The organism is Kriegella aquimaris (genome assembly GCF_900103215.1).
Lineage (GTDB): Bacteria > Bacteroidota > Bacteroidia > Flavobacteriales > Flavobacteriaceae > Kriegella > Kriegella aquimaris.
This window is the reverse complement of the sequence record NZ_FNGV01000014.1, coordinates 65,904-82,596: the sequence shown is the minus strand read 5'-3', so window position 1 is coordinate 82,596 and position 16,693 is coordinate 65,904. Positions and strand designations below refer to the sequence as shown.

At 39.6% G+C, this 16,693-nt stretch carries 14 protein-coding genes; 6 read left to right on the top strand and 8 right to left on the bottom strand.

The window, feature by feature from the left end; all coding sequences use genetic code 11:
- Positions 1–185: 185 nt before the first annotated feature.
- The 5 genes from BLS33_RS20065 to rlmB all read left to right on the top strand — a co-directional run bounded on the left by BLS33_RS20065 (position 186) and on the right by rlmB (position 6,899).
- Complete coding sequence (locus BLS33_RS20065; RefSeq protein WP_089894029.1) at positions 186–3,374, top strand: SusC/RagA family TonB-linked outer membrane protein; 3,189 nt, start codon at positions 186–188, stop codon at positions 3,372–3,374.
- A gap of 18 nt (positions 3,375–3,392) precedes the next feature.
- Complete coding sequence (locus BLS33_RS20060; RefSeq protein ID WP_089894027.1) at positions 3,393–4,922, top strand: SusD/RagB family nutrient-binding outer membrane lipoprotein; 1,530 nt, start codon at positions 3,393–3,395, stop codon at positions 4,920–4,922.
- Between the two features lie 18 nt (positions 4,923–4,940).
- Positions 4,941–5,576 (top strand): immunoglobulin-like domain-containing protein, encoded by a 636-nt coding sequence (locus tag BLS33_RS20055; protein ID WP_089894022.1) that lies wholly within the window; start codon positions 4,941–4,943, stop codon positions 5,574–5,576.
- A 16-nt stretch (positions 5,577–5,592) separates the two neighbouring features.
- Positions 5,593–6,081: a lipid-binding protein gene (locus BLS33_RS20050; RefSeq protein WP_089894250.1), complete on the top strand. Its 489-nt coding sequence runs from the start codon at positions 5,593–5,595 to the stop codon at positions 6,079–6,081.
- 71 nt (positions 6,082–6,152) lie between these two features.
- Positions 6,153–6,899: a 23S rRNA (guanosine(2251)-2'-O)-methyltransferase RlmB gene (gene rlmB / locus BLS33_RS20045; RefSeq protein WP_089894019.1), complete on the top strand. Its 747-nt coding sequence runs from the start codon at positions 6,153–6,155 to the stop codon at positions 6,897–6,899.
- Between the two features lie 9 nt (positions 6,900–6,908).
- Here the strand turns inward: rlmB and BLS33_RS20040 are convergent, their stop codons facing one another.
- The gene (locus tag BLS33_RS20040) at positions 6,909–7,652 is read right to left on the bottom strand and encodes a rhomboid family intramembrane serine protease (RefSeq protein ID WP_089894016.1); all 744 of its coding nucleotides are present in this window, start codon (positions 7,650–7,652) and stop codon (positions 6,909–6,911) included.
- A 197-nt stretch (positions 7,653–7,849) separates the two neighbouring features.
- Between BLS33_RS20040 and BLS33_RS20035 the strand changes: the two genes are divergently transcribed.
- Entirely contained in the window at positions 7,850–9,124 is a 1,275-nt protein-coding gene (locus BLS33_RS20035; protein WP_089894013.1) for a replication-associated recombination protein A, read from the top strand.
- A gap of 131 nt (positions 9,125–9,255) precedes the next feature.
- On the opposite strand, the gene BLS33_RS20030 is transcribed toward BLS33_RS20035, so the two are convergent.
- From BLS33_RS20030 to BLS33_RS20000, 7 genes are all read right to left on the bottom strand, one after another.
- Positions 9,256–10,098 carry a hypothetical protein gene (locus BLS33_RS20030; protein WP_143017659.1) on the bottom strand — a complete coding sequence of 281 codons (843 nt, stop codon included), beginning with the start codon at positions 10,096–10,098 and terminating at the stop codon, positions 9,256–9,258.
- 200 nt (positions 10,099–10,298) lie between these two features.
- On the bottom strand, positions 10,299–11,729 hold the full coding sequence (locus BLS33_RS20025) for a DUF5723 family protein (protein WP_089894007.1): 1,431 nt from the start codon (positions 11,727–11,729) through the stop codon (positions 10,299–10,301).
- A complete protein-coding gene (locus tag BLS33_RS20020; RefSeq protein ID WP_089894004.1) occupies positions 11,726–12,274 on the bottom strand; it encodes a hypothetical protein in 549 nt (182 codons plus the stop codon). The genes BLS33_RS20025 and BLS33_RS20020 overlap by 4 nt, the downstream gene beginning before the upstream one ends.
- A 61-nt stretch (positions 12,275–12,335) precedes the next feature.
- Positions 12,336–13,025 (bottom strand): YjjG family noncanonical pyrimidine nucleotidase, encoded by a 690-nt coding sequence (locus tag BLS33_RS20015; RefSeq protein ID WP_089894001.1) that lies wholly within the window; start codon positions 13,023–13,025, stop codon positions 12,336–12,338.
- Positions 13,018–14,313 (bottom strand): polysaccharide deacetylase family protein, encoded by a 1,296-nt coding sequence (locus tag BLS33_RS20010; RefSeq protein ID WP_089893998.1) that lies wholly within the window; start codon positions 14,311–14,313, stop codon positions 13,018–13,020. Before BLS33_RS20010 ends, BLS33_RS20015 begins: the two co-directional genes overlap by 8 nt.
- 104 nt (positions 14,314–14,417) lie before the next feature.
- Complete coding sequence (gene radC / locus BLS33_RS20005) at positions 14,418–15,116, bottom strand: RadC family protein (RefSeq protein ID WP_089893995.1); 699 nt, start codon at positions 15,114–15,116, stop codon at positions 14,418–14,420.
- A 196-nt stretch (positions 15,117–15,312) separates the two neighbouring features.
- The gene (locus BLS33_RS20000; RefSeq protein ID WP_089893992.1) at positions 15,313–16,671 is read right to left on the bottom strand and encodes a UDP-N-acetylmuramate--L-alanine ligase; all 1,359 of its coding nucleotides are present in this window, start codon (positions 16,669–16,671) and stop codon (positions 15,313–15,315) included.
- Positions 16,672–16,693 lie beyond the last annotated feature (22 nt).

Genomic DNA, 16,693 nt, shown 5'->3' with positions numbered 1-16,693 from the left:
AGTAGGAAAATATGTTATATTTAAATTATTGTTAATTTTTTTTGTTAAATATATCTTAAAAATATGCTTTTTAAGTCAGTATTTAACACGTATAAAACTATGCGTGCATAGTTTTTGGCCTAAAAAGTTGGATTGTTAACACTATTTTAGGATTTTTGCGTTAAGCTAATTCAAATAATTATAAAATGAAGACAAAACTGAATGGACTTTTGACGCTCGTTCTAGCGTTAGCCGTGCACCTTACTTTTGCACAGCAAAAAACAATTTCGGGTACGGTCACCGACCAAGATGGTCTACCGCTTCCTGGAGTAAACATCCTTGTTGACGGAACTACGAATGGCACACAAACCGATTTCGATGGAAATTATTCGATTTCAGGAGAAACGGGCCAAGTATTATTGTTCACTTTTATCGGACAAAAAGATGTGAGCCAGACAATCGGATCTTCCAGCACCATTAATGTTCAAATGGAGGAGGACGCACAGGCTTTGGAAGAGGTCGTTGTAACCGCATTTGGTAAAACCCAACAGAAAAAATCACTTGGTTATTCAACAGTATCCGTTACAGCTAAAGACTTAACGGAGGTGAACAATGTGAACCCCTTCGAATCACTTTCAGGTAAAGTAGCCGGTGTAGACATCACCGTACCCGCCCAGCCTGGAGCTTCGGCGAAAGTAGTTTTAAGAGGGTTTAGCTCATTAGGTTCGAACTCTCCATTATACATTGTGGATGGCTCCCCTATAAGTAATGCCAATAACAGGGGTAGTGACCCAAATAATTTAAGTACAGATGCCACTCGAACATTCGACGCAGGTAATGGCTTAAATGATATCGACCCGAACAACATTGCAAGCATGACAGTACTTAAAGGTGCCGCAGCGGCAGCAATTTACGGGTCAAGAGCATCAAATGGTGCAATAATCATTACTACGAAAAAAGCTTCCCGGGGTCAAAAATTAAGAGTTGATATTTCTACATCAACTGATTTTTCAGAGGTTGCAAGACTACCCCATTTACAAAACGATTTTGGACAAGGATGGGCCGGACAGAGTTATTCTAGAGGCACAGATGCCAGTAACGAAAATGGTTCATGGGGCGCCCCATTTGACGGCCAGATAAGGGTGTGGGGTAATATTGTTGACAATTCGCAACAGATAAAGCCGTATGTCGCTCTCGAAGACAACGTCAAAGACTTTTTTGAAGCGGGAACCAATTACACGAATTCCATCAGATTAAGTGGTGGTGGTGAAGTTACCGACTACTCGCTAATCTTTACAGATACCAATAGTGATGGGGTTATACCTACGGAAGCAGACGCGTTGGATAGAAAAGTATTCAACTTCTCTGGTGGAATTAAAGGTGAGAGATTTAGAGCAAGAACGGTTGCAAATTTTGTTACCAGAGACCAGAATATCGTGAATACGGGTCAAGGTGATAATGCAGGGGAAGGTGAGGCTTTAATTCAAGAAGTGATTCAAGTCCCAAGAGACATAAGTCTACTGGATATGCAAGATTATGAAAATAATAAATTCAATACGAATGATAATTTTTACACACCATATTCAAGAAACCCGTGGTGGACGATAAACGAGAATAAAACCTCATTCAGAAACAATCGTTTTTTCGGGAACGTAAATCTTTCATATGATCTTACACCTGATTTGGTCGCAACATTCCAAACCGGAGTTGATATCACCAACAATACGCTTAAAAGTTATGGTGCTGTCATAAACTACACGCCAGGCTCACCGAACTTTGTAGATGGCGCTACCAATAACGCAGGTGGTGTAACAGAAAGGAAAAATGACCGAAAGGAGTATGACACCTTTTTTACCTTAGATTACAACAAGCAGCTTTCTAAGAAGTTTTCCTTGAACGCTACTGTAGGCGGGGCATTTAATGAGATATCTACAAACTTTTTAAGTGTTTCCATTACGGATCTTAGCGTACCTAACTTTTATGAACTAACGAACACTGCTGGCAGACAAATTGCAACGCAATCGGATACTAAACGAAGAATTTACGGTCTTTTTGGTTCCGCTGAACTTGGTTTTGCCGAAAGGATATACCTAACCTTGACCGGAAGAAATGACTGGTCATCAACACTCCCAGTAGAGTCGAATTCTTTCTTCTATCCATCTGTTGCCTTAAGTGGTATTGTCATAGACAATGCCGATACTTTTGTAAAAGTACGTGGTTCTTTCGCTAGAGTAGCGAAAGATACAGATCCTTATGCCACAAGAAACACATTGATTCAAGGAATAGCACAGGCCAATCAAGGACAAATTAGTTTTCCTATTGCAGGGCAAAATGCTTTTGAGTTAAGTGGAACTTTAGGAAACCCAAATTTAGAACCAGAAATCACTAAGGAGTATGAATTCGGTGCGGAAGTCAATTTATTCAACCGAAGGGTCAATCTTGATGTTGCATACTACAATAAAGATACCGAAGGCGTAATTATCGATAGACCATTGCCTAGAAGTACAGGATTTGCCTTTATTTCAGGTAACTTTATTGACCTTAATAATAAAGGATACGAATTGAGCCTTGGCCTGATTCCGGTAATGACAGATAATTTCTCTTGGAATTTGGATTATACTTTTACCAAAAATGAGAACGAGGTAACCGATATTGCAGAAGGTCTTCCCCAAATTTTAATTAACAGCGCATATGCCGTTAACTTCTATGCCGAAAAAGGCAAACCACTTGGTGTTTACAAAACAAGGGTAGCTGCCACAACGGACAGTGGACAGGTTATAGTTGATGCGGCTTCGGGAATACCTACTCAAGTGGATAATGAAGAGGAAATCGGAACTTCTCAAAGAGATTTCATTATGGGACTTAAAAATTCCTTTAGATATAAAAACTTCACTCTTGCAGCTAGTTTAGATTGGAAACAAGGTGGGGAGATGTATTCTTATACCAACAGATTGTTAGGCTTTACGGGAAACTCTATTGCTACCACATACAATGATAGGGCTCCGTTTATTGTGCCAAATTCGGTTAATGAAAATGAAGACGGTACCTTCTCAGAGAATACAACTCCGATTAATTTTATCGATGTTACAGGCTTTTACAGTTCTTCGAACAATGGAAGTATAGAATCAACCCATGTTATAGACAAAACCTTTGTAAGGCTACGAGATTTATCGTTAACCTATAGAATTCCGAGCAGCTTTACCGAGATGTTGGGTCTCACTGCCGCTTCCCTCAGCGTTTACGGGAAAAATTTAGCTTTATGGACACCCAATAGCAATCCGTACGTTGATCCCGAAGTTTCTACTTTCGGTGATGATTTAGCTAGTGAGTTCGGAGAATTTGCTGGAAATCCAACGCAAAGAACTTATGGATTTTCACTTAAGGTATCCTTTTAATAATAAAAAAATATAGATATGAAAAAAATATTAATTAGCGCACTTAGCATGATAATCTTATTCGTATCATGCGATAGCCAACTAGACATCAATCGAGATCCTGATCTTTTGGATCCAGAGGGTGTAGCGATTTCTTCGGAAATAGCGGTAGGCATAATTGGAATTACGGGAACCCAGGGGGCCTATTACTCCATTGTGGGTGGTATATGGTCCCAATTCTGGGCACAAAGCCTTAATTCGAGCCAATACCGATCGGTAGATAACTACACGATAGGAGTTTCTGATTTTGAGGGAGGTTGGTCTAATATGTATGATGCATTAAGTGACATCAGAAATGCGAAGAAAATCTCTTTGGAACGGGAAAACTGGAATTATTATTTGATTTCAACTTGTTTAGAGGTATATGCATCACAAATCTTAACTGATTTTTACGGTGACATTCCTTATGCCGAAGCTAATGACCCTACTAATTTCTCTCCTAATTTTAATACAGGCGAAGAAGTATACAATTTCATGATAGCTGATTTGGATGATGCCCTTGGACGTGATTTAGAAAATTCTGCACTTCCGACACCAGGTGGTGATGATTTTATTTTTGGGGGCAATATGACTCACTGGATAGAATTTGCAAACACCTTGAAACTCCGAATCTTTCTAAGACAAACAGAAGCTAGACCAAATGTTGCCTCAGAAGGCATAACCGCCATGTTGAATGCCGGGGCACCTTTTTTAACTGTGGACGCAGCCGTTGGCCTTGGAGGTGGTGTATTTGAAGATGAGGCCAATTTAAGTAATCCTCTTTATGAACATGACAGAAGACAACTAAATACGCAAAATAACTTAAGAGCTAGTACGACTATGTGGTCGTTTCTTTCTGCTAATTCAGATCCTAGACTAGAGTCTTTCTATGCAACTGCCGATGCAAGTGGAGCAGGTCTCGGGCCCATGAATCAAGGTGATTATAACAGCTCGGCATCTCCCTCATCCGTATCTCTTGCAGATATTAGCCCATTGTCTCCCATTTACTTCATAAGCGCAGCCCAAAGCTACTTTATGCAGGCGGAAGCAATGGAAAGGTATAACGGAGGTGTAGGTGCTAAAGAGCTCTATGACGCGGGCGTTTTAGCTGCTTTTGAAAAAAGCCCTAGCTTTTACGACAACTCTTTAGGGGAAGGTAGTCAAACATGGATTGCATCAGAACCTTTCGATGGAGCTCCGTTTATAGCCCCAGGAGGTGCATACGAATATCCTTCTGCAGGTAGTATGGATGATAAGATGAAAGCTATTATCACCCAGAAATGGGTTTCTTGTTACCCCGATAACGGATATGAGTCTTTCTTCGAACAACACAGAACAGGTTATCCTGAAGTTTCGCCAATTCCGCAATCAGATGAAACATACGTTGCTGGAGAATGGGCTTATTCTGTAGAAGGTCTTACGGGCGGTGTTTTTCCACAGCGCATGGTATATCCGAACTTAGAACTTTCTAGAAACTCCAATGCTCCAAGCATTGTTGAACTGACTGCGCCCGTTTGGTGGAATAAGTAATAATTGCAAATACTAAAAATGATGAGAAAAATATTTATATATCTATTTATTGTTTGTCCCTTCATATTCATTTCTTGTGATGGTGAAGAAACAAATGATGTAAGCCTTGTTACGAACTACGCCACGGTAGAAATTATTGGAGAGTTTACTACTGTAATCAATGCCGGTGAATCATATACTGATCCAGGGGCAACTTCAGAGATATCAGGTAGTCCTGCTGAATATACTACTAGCGGAAGCGTCGACTCGAATACACCTGGGGTTTATACCATTACATACGAAACCATCAATGCTGACGGATTTCCTGCCTCGGCCAGAAGGGTAGTCGTCGTTCTTGACCCAGCTCCTAGCGCATACGACTTAAGTGGAAATTGGGCTAGAACAAATGGCAGCCCTGCAGAAGTAGTACAAATTTCCGATCGTGAATACACCCATAGTAATGCAGGTGGTGTCGAAGGGGAAAACCAATTGATGGTTACCTTTTATAATGTAGATGATGAGTTGTTGTACATCCCCTTTCATCCTAGTGCCTCAGAATCGGGCATCAGTGTCGAAAGTTTAGATGGAAACATTGAAGACAACGACAACTTTACTTGGAATTTAAACGCCAGTACTTTCTATGGTACATTCACAAGAGTTTTCGAAAGACAATAAAATAAAAATAAAGACAATGAAAAATATAATTAAACCACTAATTTTCCTATTTGCCATTAGTTTGTTTGTTTCTTGTGATGAAGGGGGCGATCCAGATCCAGGAGCAACTGGTGTTGTTGAAATGGCAGGTGATTGGTATGTGCAAGGGTTTCTAGATGGAGAGATGATTGCTGACTATTTACAAATTTCTACCTACAATACCGCAGCCGATGATGGCACAGAGATGTGGATTGATGACCATGGCAATTTTTGGGATTTCAAAGTCAAGACTCCCGTTAATGTCAGTACATTAAACTTTTCCGGAGAGACTTTGGACAGTGATGTTGATGGATATGTAATAACAGTAAGCATCACCAATGGTTCTGTGACTAAGAAGGGAGCTACTTCATCAGGTGGGAATACTGTTGATGGAATTTCTTTTGATGCAGAATTCTCAGATGACCCAGGAACCATTTATCATTTGGAAGGCTATAAGAGAACAGGTCTATTAGAAGATGAGCATTAGAAAATTGCTTTAAGCTAATTACATCTAAAAACCACCTCGATCGAGGTGGTTTTTTATTTACCTTTGTCCCCATGCAAAAAACAACCCAAATCTACGGAATTAGGGCCATCATTGAAGCTATCAATGCGGGAGAGCCCATCGACAAAGTCTTTATTCAAAAAGGACTAAAGGGCGACCTTTTTAAGGAACTCGAAGGTATACTCCGTAAAAAAGGCATCAATGCCTCATACGTTCCCATTGAAAAATTGAACCGTTTGACCCAAAACAACCATCAGGGAGTTGTAGCCAATATATCACCAATTAGCTTTTATAGTCTTGAAGAATTAGTGGAGAAGGTAACGGCCAGCAAAAAACTGCCCCTATTCCTACTACTGGACCAGCTTTCAGATGTTCGAAATTTTGGGGCTATTATCAGAACAGCAGAGTGCACTGGCGTGGACGGTATTATAATTCAAAAAAAAGGTGCCGCCCCCGTAACCGCTGACACCATAAAGACATCTGCAGGTGCCGCATTTAAGGTTCCAATTGCAAAAGTCGATCACATCAAAGATGCTGTTTTTTACCTTCAAGCATCCGATATTAAAGTCATCGCGGCGACTGAAAAAACAGAGACCATGGTCTATGATATTCCTTTTGATGGGCCATGTGCTATAATCATGGGCTCGGAAGATAGAGGGATATCACCCTCTATTATTAAGGTCGCGGATCATAGCGCCAAACTCCCCTTACTCGGGGAAATTGGTTCTTTAAATGTATCTGTAGCGTGTGGTGTTTTTCTATATGAGGCTGTACGACAACGTCAAAATTTACAACCCTAAAGTAAAAACTTACGAATTGACATCATCACCATTGCTCTTGTAGTGATAGGTGATTTTTACAGATGCGTCATCAAGTTCAACTTCATCCGTTTTTCGTTCTATAAAATTTCCATCTTTGTCAAATTGCTGTAGAAACTCGTCTTCCTCTTCATTATAGTCCTCTGATTCCCAGTCATATTTTTTGGTGGAGGGCAGCTTGGCTTTAATCAATATGGCCAAAAGCAATCCGGTTACAAATCCGGCCAAATGGCCTTCCCAAGAGATATCATCCTTGATCGGAAAAATATACCATAGTAAACTTCCATAGATAAAAACGACGATTAATGAAAGTGCAACTAAGCGGTAGTACTTACTAAAAATGCCCTTAAAAAACGTGAAACTTACTAAAACATAAATTACCCCACTCGCCCCAATATGATATGAAGGCCTGCCGATTGCCCATGTAAAGAGTCCTGAAAGCAATATCCCCCAAAATAAAACCCGAAAAGCAATCTTCCTATAGAAATAAAACAAAGCAGCTAATAATATCGCCAAGGGAATCGTATTGTTATAAAGGTGCTCTACAGAGCCATGAATAAAAGGGCTAAAAATTATGCCGCGTAACCCAACGAAATTTCTGGGGATAACACCAAATTGGTTCAGATTGACCTGAAAACGTAGTTCGAGCCAAAACACCGTCCAAATCATAAGTACAGCAATCATAGGTGCCAAAACCACCGAATTAGTAAATTTGAAATACTGATGTTCAGACATAATAATTAAAAATACACCTATTGTGAAATAGCCCGCTAAGACAACCCTTTTTTCTTTTGCTTTATTCTCTTATTGAGATTGTAAAAAATTGCAATTGATTAGCCCAATTGCTAAACTCAAGGTTCAAAAACCAAGAACCTCTCCATAAATATAATAACGACAAATCGTCATCTGTTATTTTATCTTAATTTTATCGCATGAACGAACCGCTAGCTGAAAGGGTACGCCCAAAAACTTTAGACGATTACATTAGCCAACTCCATCTGGTTGGGGAAAATGGTTCATTGACGCAACAGATTAAAAAAGGCCTTCTGCCGTCCCTTATATTTTGGGGACCACCGGGAACGGGAAAAACGACCCTCGCCAATATTATCGCCCACGAGAGCGGTCGCCCATTTTATGCTTTGAGCGCTATCAATAGCGGGGTGAAAGACATTCGTGAAGTCATTGAAAAGGCTAAACAAAGTGGAGGACTTTTCACCTCTAAAAATCCGATTTTATTCATTGATGAAATTCATCGGTTTAGCAAATCACAACAAGATTCGTTGCTGGCAGCTGTCGAAAAGGGGTGGGTAACCTTGATTGGCGCTACCACAGAAAACCCAAGTTTTGAGGTAATTCCCGCATTATTGTCGCGATGTCAGGTTTATGTGCTTAACCCCTTCGGAAAAAAAGACCTCGAAGACCTACTTCATCGTGCAATGGAGAAGGACACTTTTCTGAAATCTAAAAAGATAAATTTAAAAGAAACAGAGGCTTTGCTACGACTTTCTGGGGGAGATGGCAGAAAACTTCTTAATATTTTCGAATTGGTTATTACATCGGAAGCCTCGGATACGATAGTTATTACCGATGAAATGGTCATGGGGAAGGTACAAAGGAACACCGTTCTTTACGACAAAACCGGCGAACAGCACTATGATATTATTTCCGCCTTTATCAAATCGATTCGGGGAAGTGACCCAAATGGAGCCGTTTATTGGCTGGCGCGTATGATCGAAGGGGGGGAAGATGTAAAATTTATTGCCCGACGATTGCTTATCTCTGCCTCGGAGGATATTGGCCTAGCCAACCCAACGGCCCTTGTTATTGCCAACAATGCCTTTCAGGCCGTCACCACCATTGGTTACCCTGAAGCACGTATCATTCTAAGTCAATGCGCCATTTACCTGGCCACTTCAGCAAAAAGCAATGCCAGCTATATGGCGATAGGCAAAGCCCAACAGGCCGTAAAACAAACGGGAGACCTTTCGGTTCCTATGCCCTTGCGCAACGCTCCGACAAAGTTAATGAAAGACTTAGGGTATGGCGCAGATTACAAATACGCCCATGACTTTGAAAATAATTTTGTGAATGCCGAATTTTTACCGGAAGAATTGACTGGTACTTCTTTCTACAAGCCGGGTAACAATCAGCGTGAAAACGCAATACAAGACTTTCTCAAAAAACGATGGAAAGATAAGTATCAATAAAAAACTGATATAAAACTTTTCATTATCAGCAATGTACGACTTCGATGAAATTTGGGTAAACCTTCTCGAGATTTGTTATTTCTGCCATACGCTGACCCCATCTAAAAACAGGGTAAATATGAGTTTTGGAATTAAAACTTAATGTCGAGCTCATCCGCTTTCAAAACACCACCCTCATAATATTCAAAAAACCATTTTCCATCTTTTTTGAGCAGCACTCCGTCAGTACCGTCCCTCTTTCCCAAATAATAGTCTGGCATTGATGTCTTATAAACCTTCATTAAAATTTTGGGCGTACTATCCACCAATTGATACCCATTGCCATCGGGTAACTCTTGAGCATATAGTGTTCCGGTAATAACTTCTACTTTCTTAATATCAGATTGCACGGGCTCCACACTTTTGTAGGTTTGTCGCGCTGTTGAAGCCTCTTGTTTAATAACCGCCACACTTTCGGTGTTTTTTGGAGCAACCACTTCTTTCTTTTCTTCTATTTTCTTGACATCGTTCTTAAAACTCACGGTTATTGGAGCAGACTTTTGCGAATTGCCGTTGTAAGCATAGTTCACGGTATTGAACGAATTAAAAGCATCGCGAATAGCCTCGCTATAAGCGGTCTTAAACTCTTTACTCTTGCTTTTACCTTCTTTGGTACTAAAGACTTCTTTCTCCGCACAGTCTTTAAGAATCAATTTAGTTTTTGTCGTGAACATGGAAGAACCGTCGATTAAATCGACCCATAGCCCCAAACATCTGTTATTGTTCAACTCATCGGGCAACTCATCACCATATAATGCAGTAAAACCTTTTTTCTCAAATAAATACTTCACCAGTGTACTGGTCTGGTATTGGTTTTCCTTTTTAAATTCATTGAATTTTTTGGGGACAATTATATATTTGTAATCATTTAATTGGGCATTGACAGTAGCTACAAAACCTCCAATAAAGAGAATTGCAAAAAACATATTTTTCATATAGGGGTACATTTAATTAGATGGATTATAATAAACCAAAATAGTACATTAAAAACTGAACATTGAATCAAGAAGATTTTTGGAAAGATGCAATGCATCAACAAAAAACATCCCCGTCAAATACTTCCTATTGAAGTATTCAAAAAGCATGCCCTTCTTTATAAAATTGAAATGAAGGTATCAGTGATGCATTCAAAATATCAATTCTTTCCCCAAGATATGATATTTAATCCTAACTGAAAAGAAGTATACTGGCTAGCTGCCAAATTTTGATAAGCCAAAAGATTATCGGCCATAAGATATAGATTTACCGGGCCAGCCTGCATGCTTACACCCAAACCTACATTTGTAAGAGAGAACTTATCTACTGTGTACGTAGCTTTTACAGCCATAACATCACCAAATCGACGATGATAAAAAGCAGTAAGTGCAGTTTGCGGACCTCTGGGTCTATTTATCATATAAATTTGACCACCCACCCCATTTGCGTACTTTAAGCTGCCCTTATTAGAAGACACTGAATAATTACAATCACAGTCTTGTCTAGACCGAACAGGTTTACCAAAATTATACCGTAACGAGGCATATAATTTGGTCGGCCTAAAAGCAACGTAACTTTCCGAATCATCTTCAAAGGGCACCAAGGCATCCACTTCATCTACAAAATCTTGCCAAAAATCCCTATTGGAATCTGATAATGCACTTGGTAAAATAATTTCGATTCCTTCGATTGTAGCATTTCCATTTAAGGAATAACTCTTTACGTCGTTTGCATGGTAAATAAATCCGAGATCCAACAAGCTACCCGTAACTACAAGTTGCTCATTTATATTATAGGAAAAACCTAAATCCACACCGACACCCAAATTACCACCAAAGAAACCTCGTTTAATAATCGTTGATGCTAAATTTCCGTCATCTTTGGCCTCATCCAATGCACTCAGCCCAGAAGTTCTAAGCTGCATATCTGCATTCAATGTACTTGCCAATAGGTTATTCTGACCTTCTGTAGTCACAAAATACCCTCTGTTACCCGTAGAATTGAAGTCCAAGATACTGGAATAAAGCTTACCTCTCAAACCTAAAACCAAGCCATTACCCATACGCTTATTCACCCCAAAATGAAAAACATTCATCATTTCTCCCCGAGTCTTCAAATGGCTAAGGTCAAACCTTTTATCTAAATAATCGGCATTACCTTCAAAAGCCAGAATAGCGTAATCTTTGAACCAATACCCAATCGCATCGCCTTCGTTATAAATACCAAAAGAATAAAAGTTGTTGGGATTTCTACCTTGAAATCCACCGCTTAATAATTCAAGTTGATAGGTTCCACTAAGTTCATCCTCGATTTTCATACCACCGATTGCCCGGTCCCTAACCTTGTCATTGATATCAAGACCGTCATCCGCAAAAATATCATTCGCCGAAATTCCGCTGGAGCCTACTTGAAGTGAAATGCCTGAAAGCATTGGAATACCAGCATACCACTTAAAATCTACTTTCGTACCGGGGTTGACCATCAAAGATTGCGGAACTTCACCAAAATCATATAAGAGCTGTTTATTTTGGCCATGCATATAGCCGCATACCAACAAAATGGTCGCTAAAAAAGTCTTTTGAAATCTCATTTTAAGGCAACGGTGAATTTACCACTTGATTTTAAGGTGATTTTGGGATCCGACAAAGTAGAAGTGCTGGAATCTGCACCAATCGTGGCGCTTACCCTAAAGCTTGAAGTATTTCGTATAATATCTATATTTTCACCACCAGGACCAAAAGTTATCTCTCGCTGCAAAACTGCAGTCGGGGCAGGTGGTACGTAAAAGCTTTCAGTGTACAGAACGTTCCCGGCTTCATCTAAAAACTCTACGAGAATCTCATCAAATTCTTGATTGGTCGTATTCTCCACTTCATAGGTAATAATACCACTTCGGACCCTTTCTGAAAAAACACTTTCTGAAAAAGCGTCAAAATTAAAGTCTCTTGAAAAAAAAGTAGCAGAAGAGGCTGCATCAATAGCTCTTTCAGAGGCTTCGATATAGAGAATACTAGCTTCATAGGTAGGGCGCAACCTAAGATCTTCGTATTGATCAAAGTTCTGTTCTTCCATGCAAGAATTCAGCAGGAAGACCAGTACCAAACTTGTGATTAAATAGGTTCTGAAACTTTTCATTTTAAATAATGCGCGATATACACCGATTCCGAATCGAAAAAGGCGTTACGTTTATATAACTCTATAAATAGGTTTTTATTTCACGTAAATCGTGAATCATTTGGCAAATTTCGTGCACTGGTTCATTATGTGCGTTAAAATGTATTGCATGAAAACCAACAGCCTTCGCCCCTAATATATCGGCCTCTAAATTATCACCTATCATTAGCGCATTTTGAGGTCGCACATTGGCCCCTCGCAAAGCAATTTCAAAAATAAGCGGGTTCGGCTTCTTTACCCCGGCCATTTCGGAATCGACAACTTGGTCAAAATATCCATGTATTTTCGAACCCCTTAGTTTTTTCTCTTGAATTTCTTTAAAACCGTTGGTTATAATATGAAGTTTATAATTGGGACTTAAATAGTCTAATACCTCAATGGTGTAAGGCAGCAAATGATCAAAAGACGACAGGTTGACAATATAATCTTCCGACAAGACATGAATCGTATCATCGGGGACAACATAGGCCAACTCATCGAAAACGGTTTTAAGGCGTTCGTAGCGAAGGGCCTCCTTCGTAATCTTTTCTTCCCGATATAATTTCCAATAAGCTAAATTTTTAGGGACGTATACCCGTAAGAAATCGGACAAATCAACATCAATTCCGTTGTCTTTGAAAATTTTCCCAAAGGTAAGTGCTGAATTTTTATCAAAATCCCAGAGCGTATGATCTAAGTCAAAAAAAATATCGGTTACTACTTCTTTATACATGGTACTTCGTGATTATTGTTTGATATAGCCCTTTCCAATCTAATTTGGCATTACCACCCAATAATTCATTTGAAAAAATGAATACAAAATTGCCATTTACCTCTCTTATTTGACGATACAACGCATCGACTTGTTCTAAAATGACCTCTTTGTCCTTTGTGTTTATAAATGCGTAATCGTGTACGGCGAACGGATGAACCCTTATGGGCTGTTGAATCTCCATCGTTATATCATAAAAATAAAAAGGGCTGCAGGTACCTGCCCTAAAACCGACTTCATGCGTGTACCCCATGGTGTAATCGTCAGTAAACTCAGCCTCGACCAAATTTCGGTAGGTTTCAGGAACGTCTACTCGATTATAGCGTTGTCTTGCGTAATTAACAGTACGGTTGATAACGGCTTCTAAACTTTTCTTCTCTTTTTTTAATAGTTCAACATCGCTAAAGGAACTATAGGAAGCTGACAAGGCCACTAAACTATAATCGGCAATATACTTTATCAAAAAACGAAAGTTGTTATTATTGGGAGATACGTTCTTGTCATAAGTTGAGTAAGAAGCAAATTGAAAAAAGAAAATGCTCTTCACACCGTATTTCTTATGCGTTTCCACGAGGTAATCAAAATTGTTATAGGGATCTTTACCTACATTGAACCAAACCCCTATACGTTGCGCAACCCTTTTCAACCTAAGGTTCGACAAATCAAGAAATAACCCGGCCAAACTACGACCAAGGCCCCTATATGCAAAACAGTGTGATGTAGTAACATCAATAATTGAAGTATATTTATAGGTTTTGCCAGTGTATTCAATATCAGGAAAACGCTCAATCAACTTCTCCAACAATTTAAGCGCCCACATGTCAACTACGGGCTTTTGTAGAAATTCATTTTGGTACGCCAGACTTTCTTTGGGAGGAAATCGGCCGTGAACATCTTTTACATGGGGCAAATATTCTTCGTATCGGCTGAGCAGAAAAAAACTGGCCGCAAAAATATCGAAAGGAACATTACTCCGTTCCCCTGCCGAAAAGAAACAAGGAACACCCTCCCAATCTCCCATAACGATATTAAAATCATTGATGCCCTGTTCGAACAGCAAATCATTGCTTCGTATAAAAAACTCGTTCTGTAGAGGCTGTTTGGTATAGGTTATCTTCGGACCTGTATGCTTTATAAAATCTTCTACCTTGGTGCAATATGATACTTCTATGCCCAAAATCCGCGTAAACAGTTGCCTCATGATATAGGTAAATCGAGGCGTTATTTTATGGGTATAGATAAGCAACATAACTGTCGAAAGTTCAAAGATTAAATTCTAATTCAAAAAAGTTTCAGAGCGCTAAATTTTCCAAAAATTCAAACTATTTATAGGTCACCACCAATTGCCGATGATCAGAGTACTCCTTCATCAGCAAAACTAAAATAATCCTTTTGGGTAATAATCAAATGATCAAGAACTTTTATATCTAAAGCTTCAGCACCCAATTTCAACTTTTGGGTAATCTGTTTATCGGCTGCACTTGGTTTTAAGGTACCCGACGGATGATTATGTGCCAAAATTAAGGCGACGGCACCAAGTTCTAAAGCTTGCTTCATCACGATACGTATATCGACCAGTGTACCTGTTAAACCGCCCTTGCTTAGTTGGGATAGCTGTAACACGCTATTCGCATTATTTAAGTAGACTATCCAGAATTCTTCATGGGGCAACTCTCCCATGGCCGAATGCAATAGTTCAAAAGCGTCGCGACTGCTACTTATTTTTGTGATTTTCACTGCATCTTCCCCTCTTCTTCGCCTTCCTACTTCCAGAGCCGCAGCAATTGTGACCGCTTTTGCCTCTCCTATTCCCTTGAACTGCATCAATTGTTTTATGGAAAGCTTACCCAACTCATTTAAATTATTATTGACCGACGCCAATATACGTTTTGAGAGTTCTACTGCACTTTCGTTTCTGCTTCCCGAACCAATAAGAATAGCAATAAGTTCAGCATCAGACAATACCGACTTACCTTTATTCACCAACTTTTCCCTGGGCTTGTCATCATCGGACCAGTGTTTTATGGAAAAAGATGTTGGTTTTTCTTGCATAAAGTAAATATAGCCAATTGTCGTTAAGTTGGGAATGCCGGCCTAACCGGTTAACTTGTTTTCAAAAATTATTTAAGGTCTCATATCAACCTTGGTCAAAAATCGAATGGTCGAAAATGCCCATCAAATAAAACGAGCGACGGTAAAGCCAGAAACCCTCCAAAAACTATTTTTGTCGCACCTACTTAAGAAAATGCTATCGCGTAAAATGCTTGGTGAATTCGTTCAAGTTCAAGCCGCCATAATTGCCCGAACTCATCAGCAGCAGTATGCTATTATCAAATTTTTGATCAAAAAGAAACTTTTGAAATGAGGCAGCATCGGTAAAAATTTGCAAATCGTCGCGCTCAAAAGCGTCTGAAATCTGCTTGGGAGTTACTTCCTTTAATTTTTTGATTTTAACCGATTCCGGTAAATAGAAAACGACGGCTTGGTCTGCTGCATTCAAAGCCCCTTTATATTCCTTTAAAAATTCAGCATTGAAACTGCTATAGGTGTGAAGCTCGAGACATGCAATCAATTTACGATCAGGGTATTGTTCTTTGACCGCATTGGTCGTGGCTGCAACTTTACTTGGTGAATGGGCAAAATCTTTATAGGCTACGGAAGTTTTATTTTCGGCAATCTTCTCCAACCTTTTTGATGCCCCTGTAAAAGTGGCAATGGCCTCATAGAAATCATCTTCATCGACACCCATATTTTGACAGATCCATTTTGCCCCGGCAAGGTTACTCAAGTTATGCTTTCCGAACACCTCAATTGGCATAGGACCCTCTGGCGTTTCTAGAAGTGTTTGACCATTCTCAACAGAATAAGCAGGAGTTCGATAGGGTAATTTTCTAATGGCATTCCCCGAAGCTTCCACGATCTTTTTCACTTCTGGGTCTTCTTCGTTATAGGTAATGCTTCCTCCTTTTACAATGCTATCCACAAAAATTTGAAACTGTTCTACGTAATTCTCAAAAGTGGGAAAAACGTTAATATGATCCCAAGCAATTCCGCTCAAAAGTGCGATATTGGGTTTGTACAAATGAAATTTCGGGCGTCTATCGATTGGCGAAGACAGGTACTCATCACCCTCCAAAACAATAAAATCATTTTCTTCGGTTAAATGAACCATACGGTCAAACCCATCTAATTGGGCACCGACCATATAGTCTACCGGTTTATTGTGATAATTCAACACATGAAGAATCATCGAGGTTATGGTCGTTTTACCATGACTACCCCCTATGACGACCCTTGTTTTATTCTTCGACTGCTCATAGAGAAACTCGGGATACGAGTAAATAGTCAACCCCAATTCCTTTGCTTTTAACAATTCCGGGTTATCCGCCTTTGCGTGCATCCCCAAAATAACAGCATCTAGACCAGCGTGTATTTTTTCAGGAAACCAACCAAATGTCTCGGGTAGTAACCCTTTATCGTCCAACCTTGACCTTGAAGGTTCAAATATTACATCATCACTACCCGTAATAGTATACCCTTTGTGATGAAGTGCGAGGGCCAAGTTGTGCATTGCACTTCCCCCAATGGCAATAAAATGAATTTGCATGGAAAAAAATTATGGCCCAAAG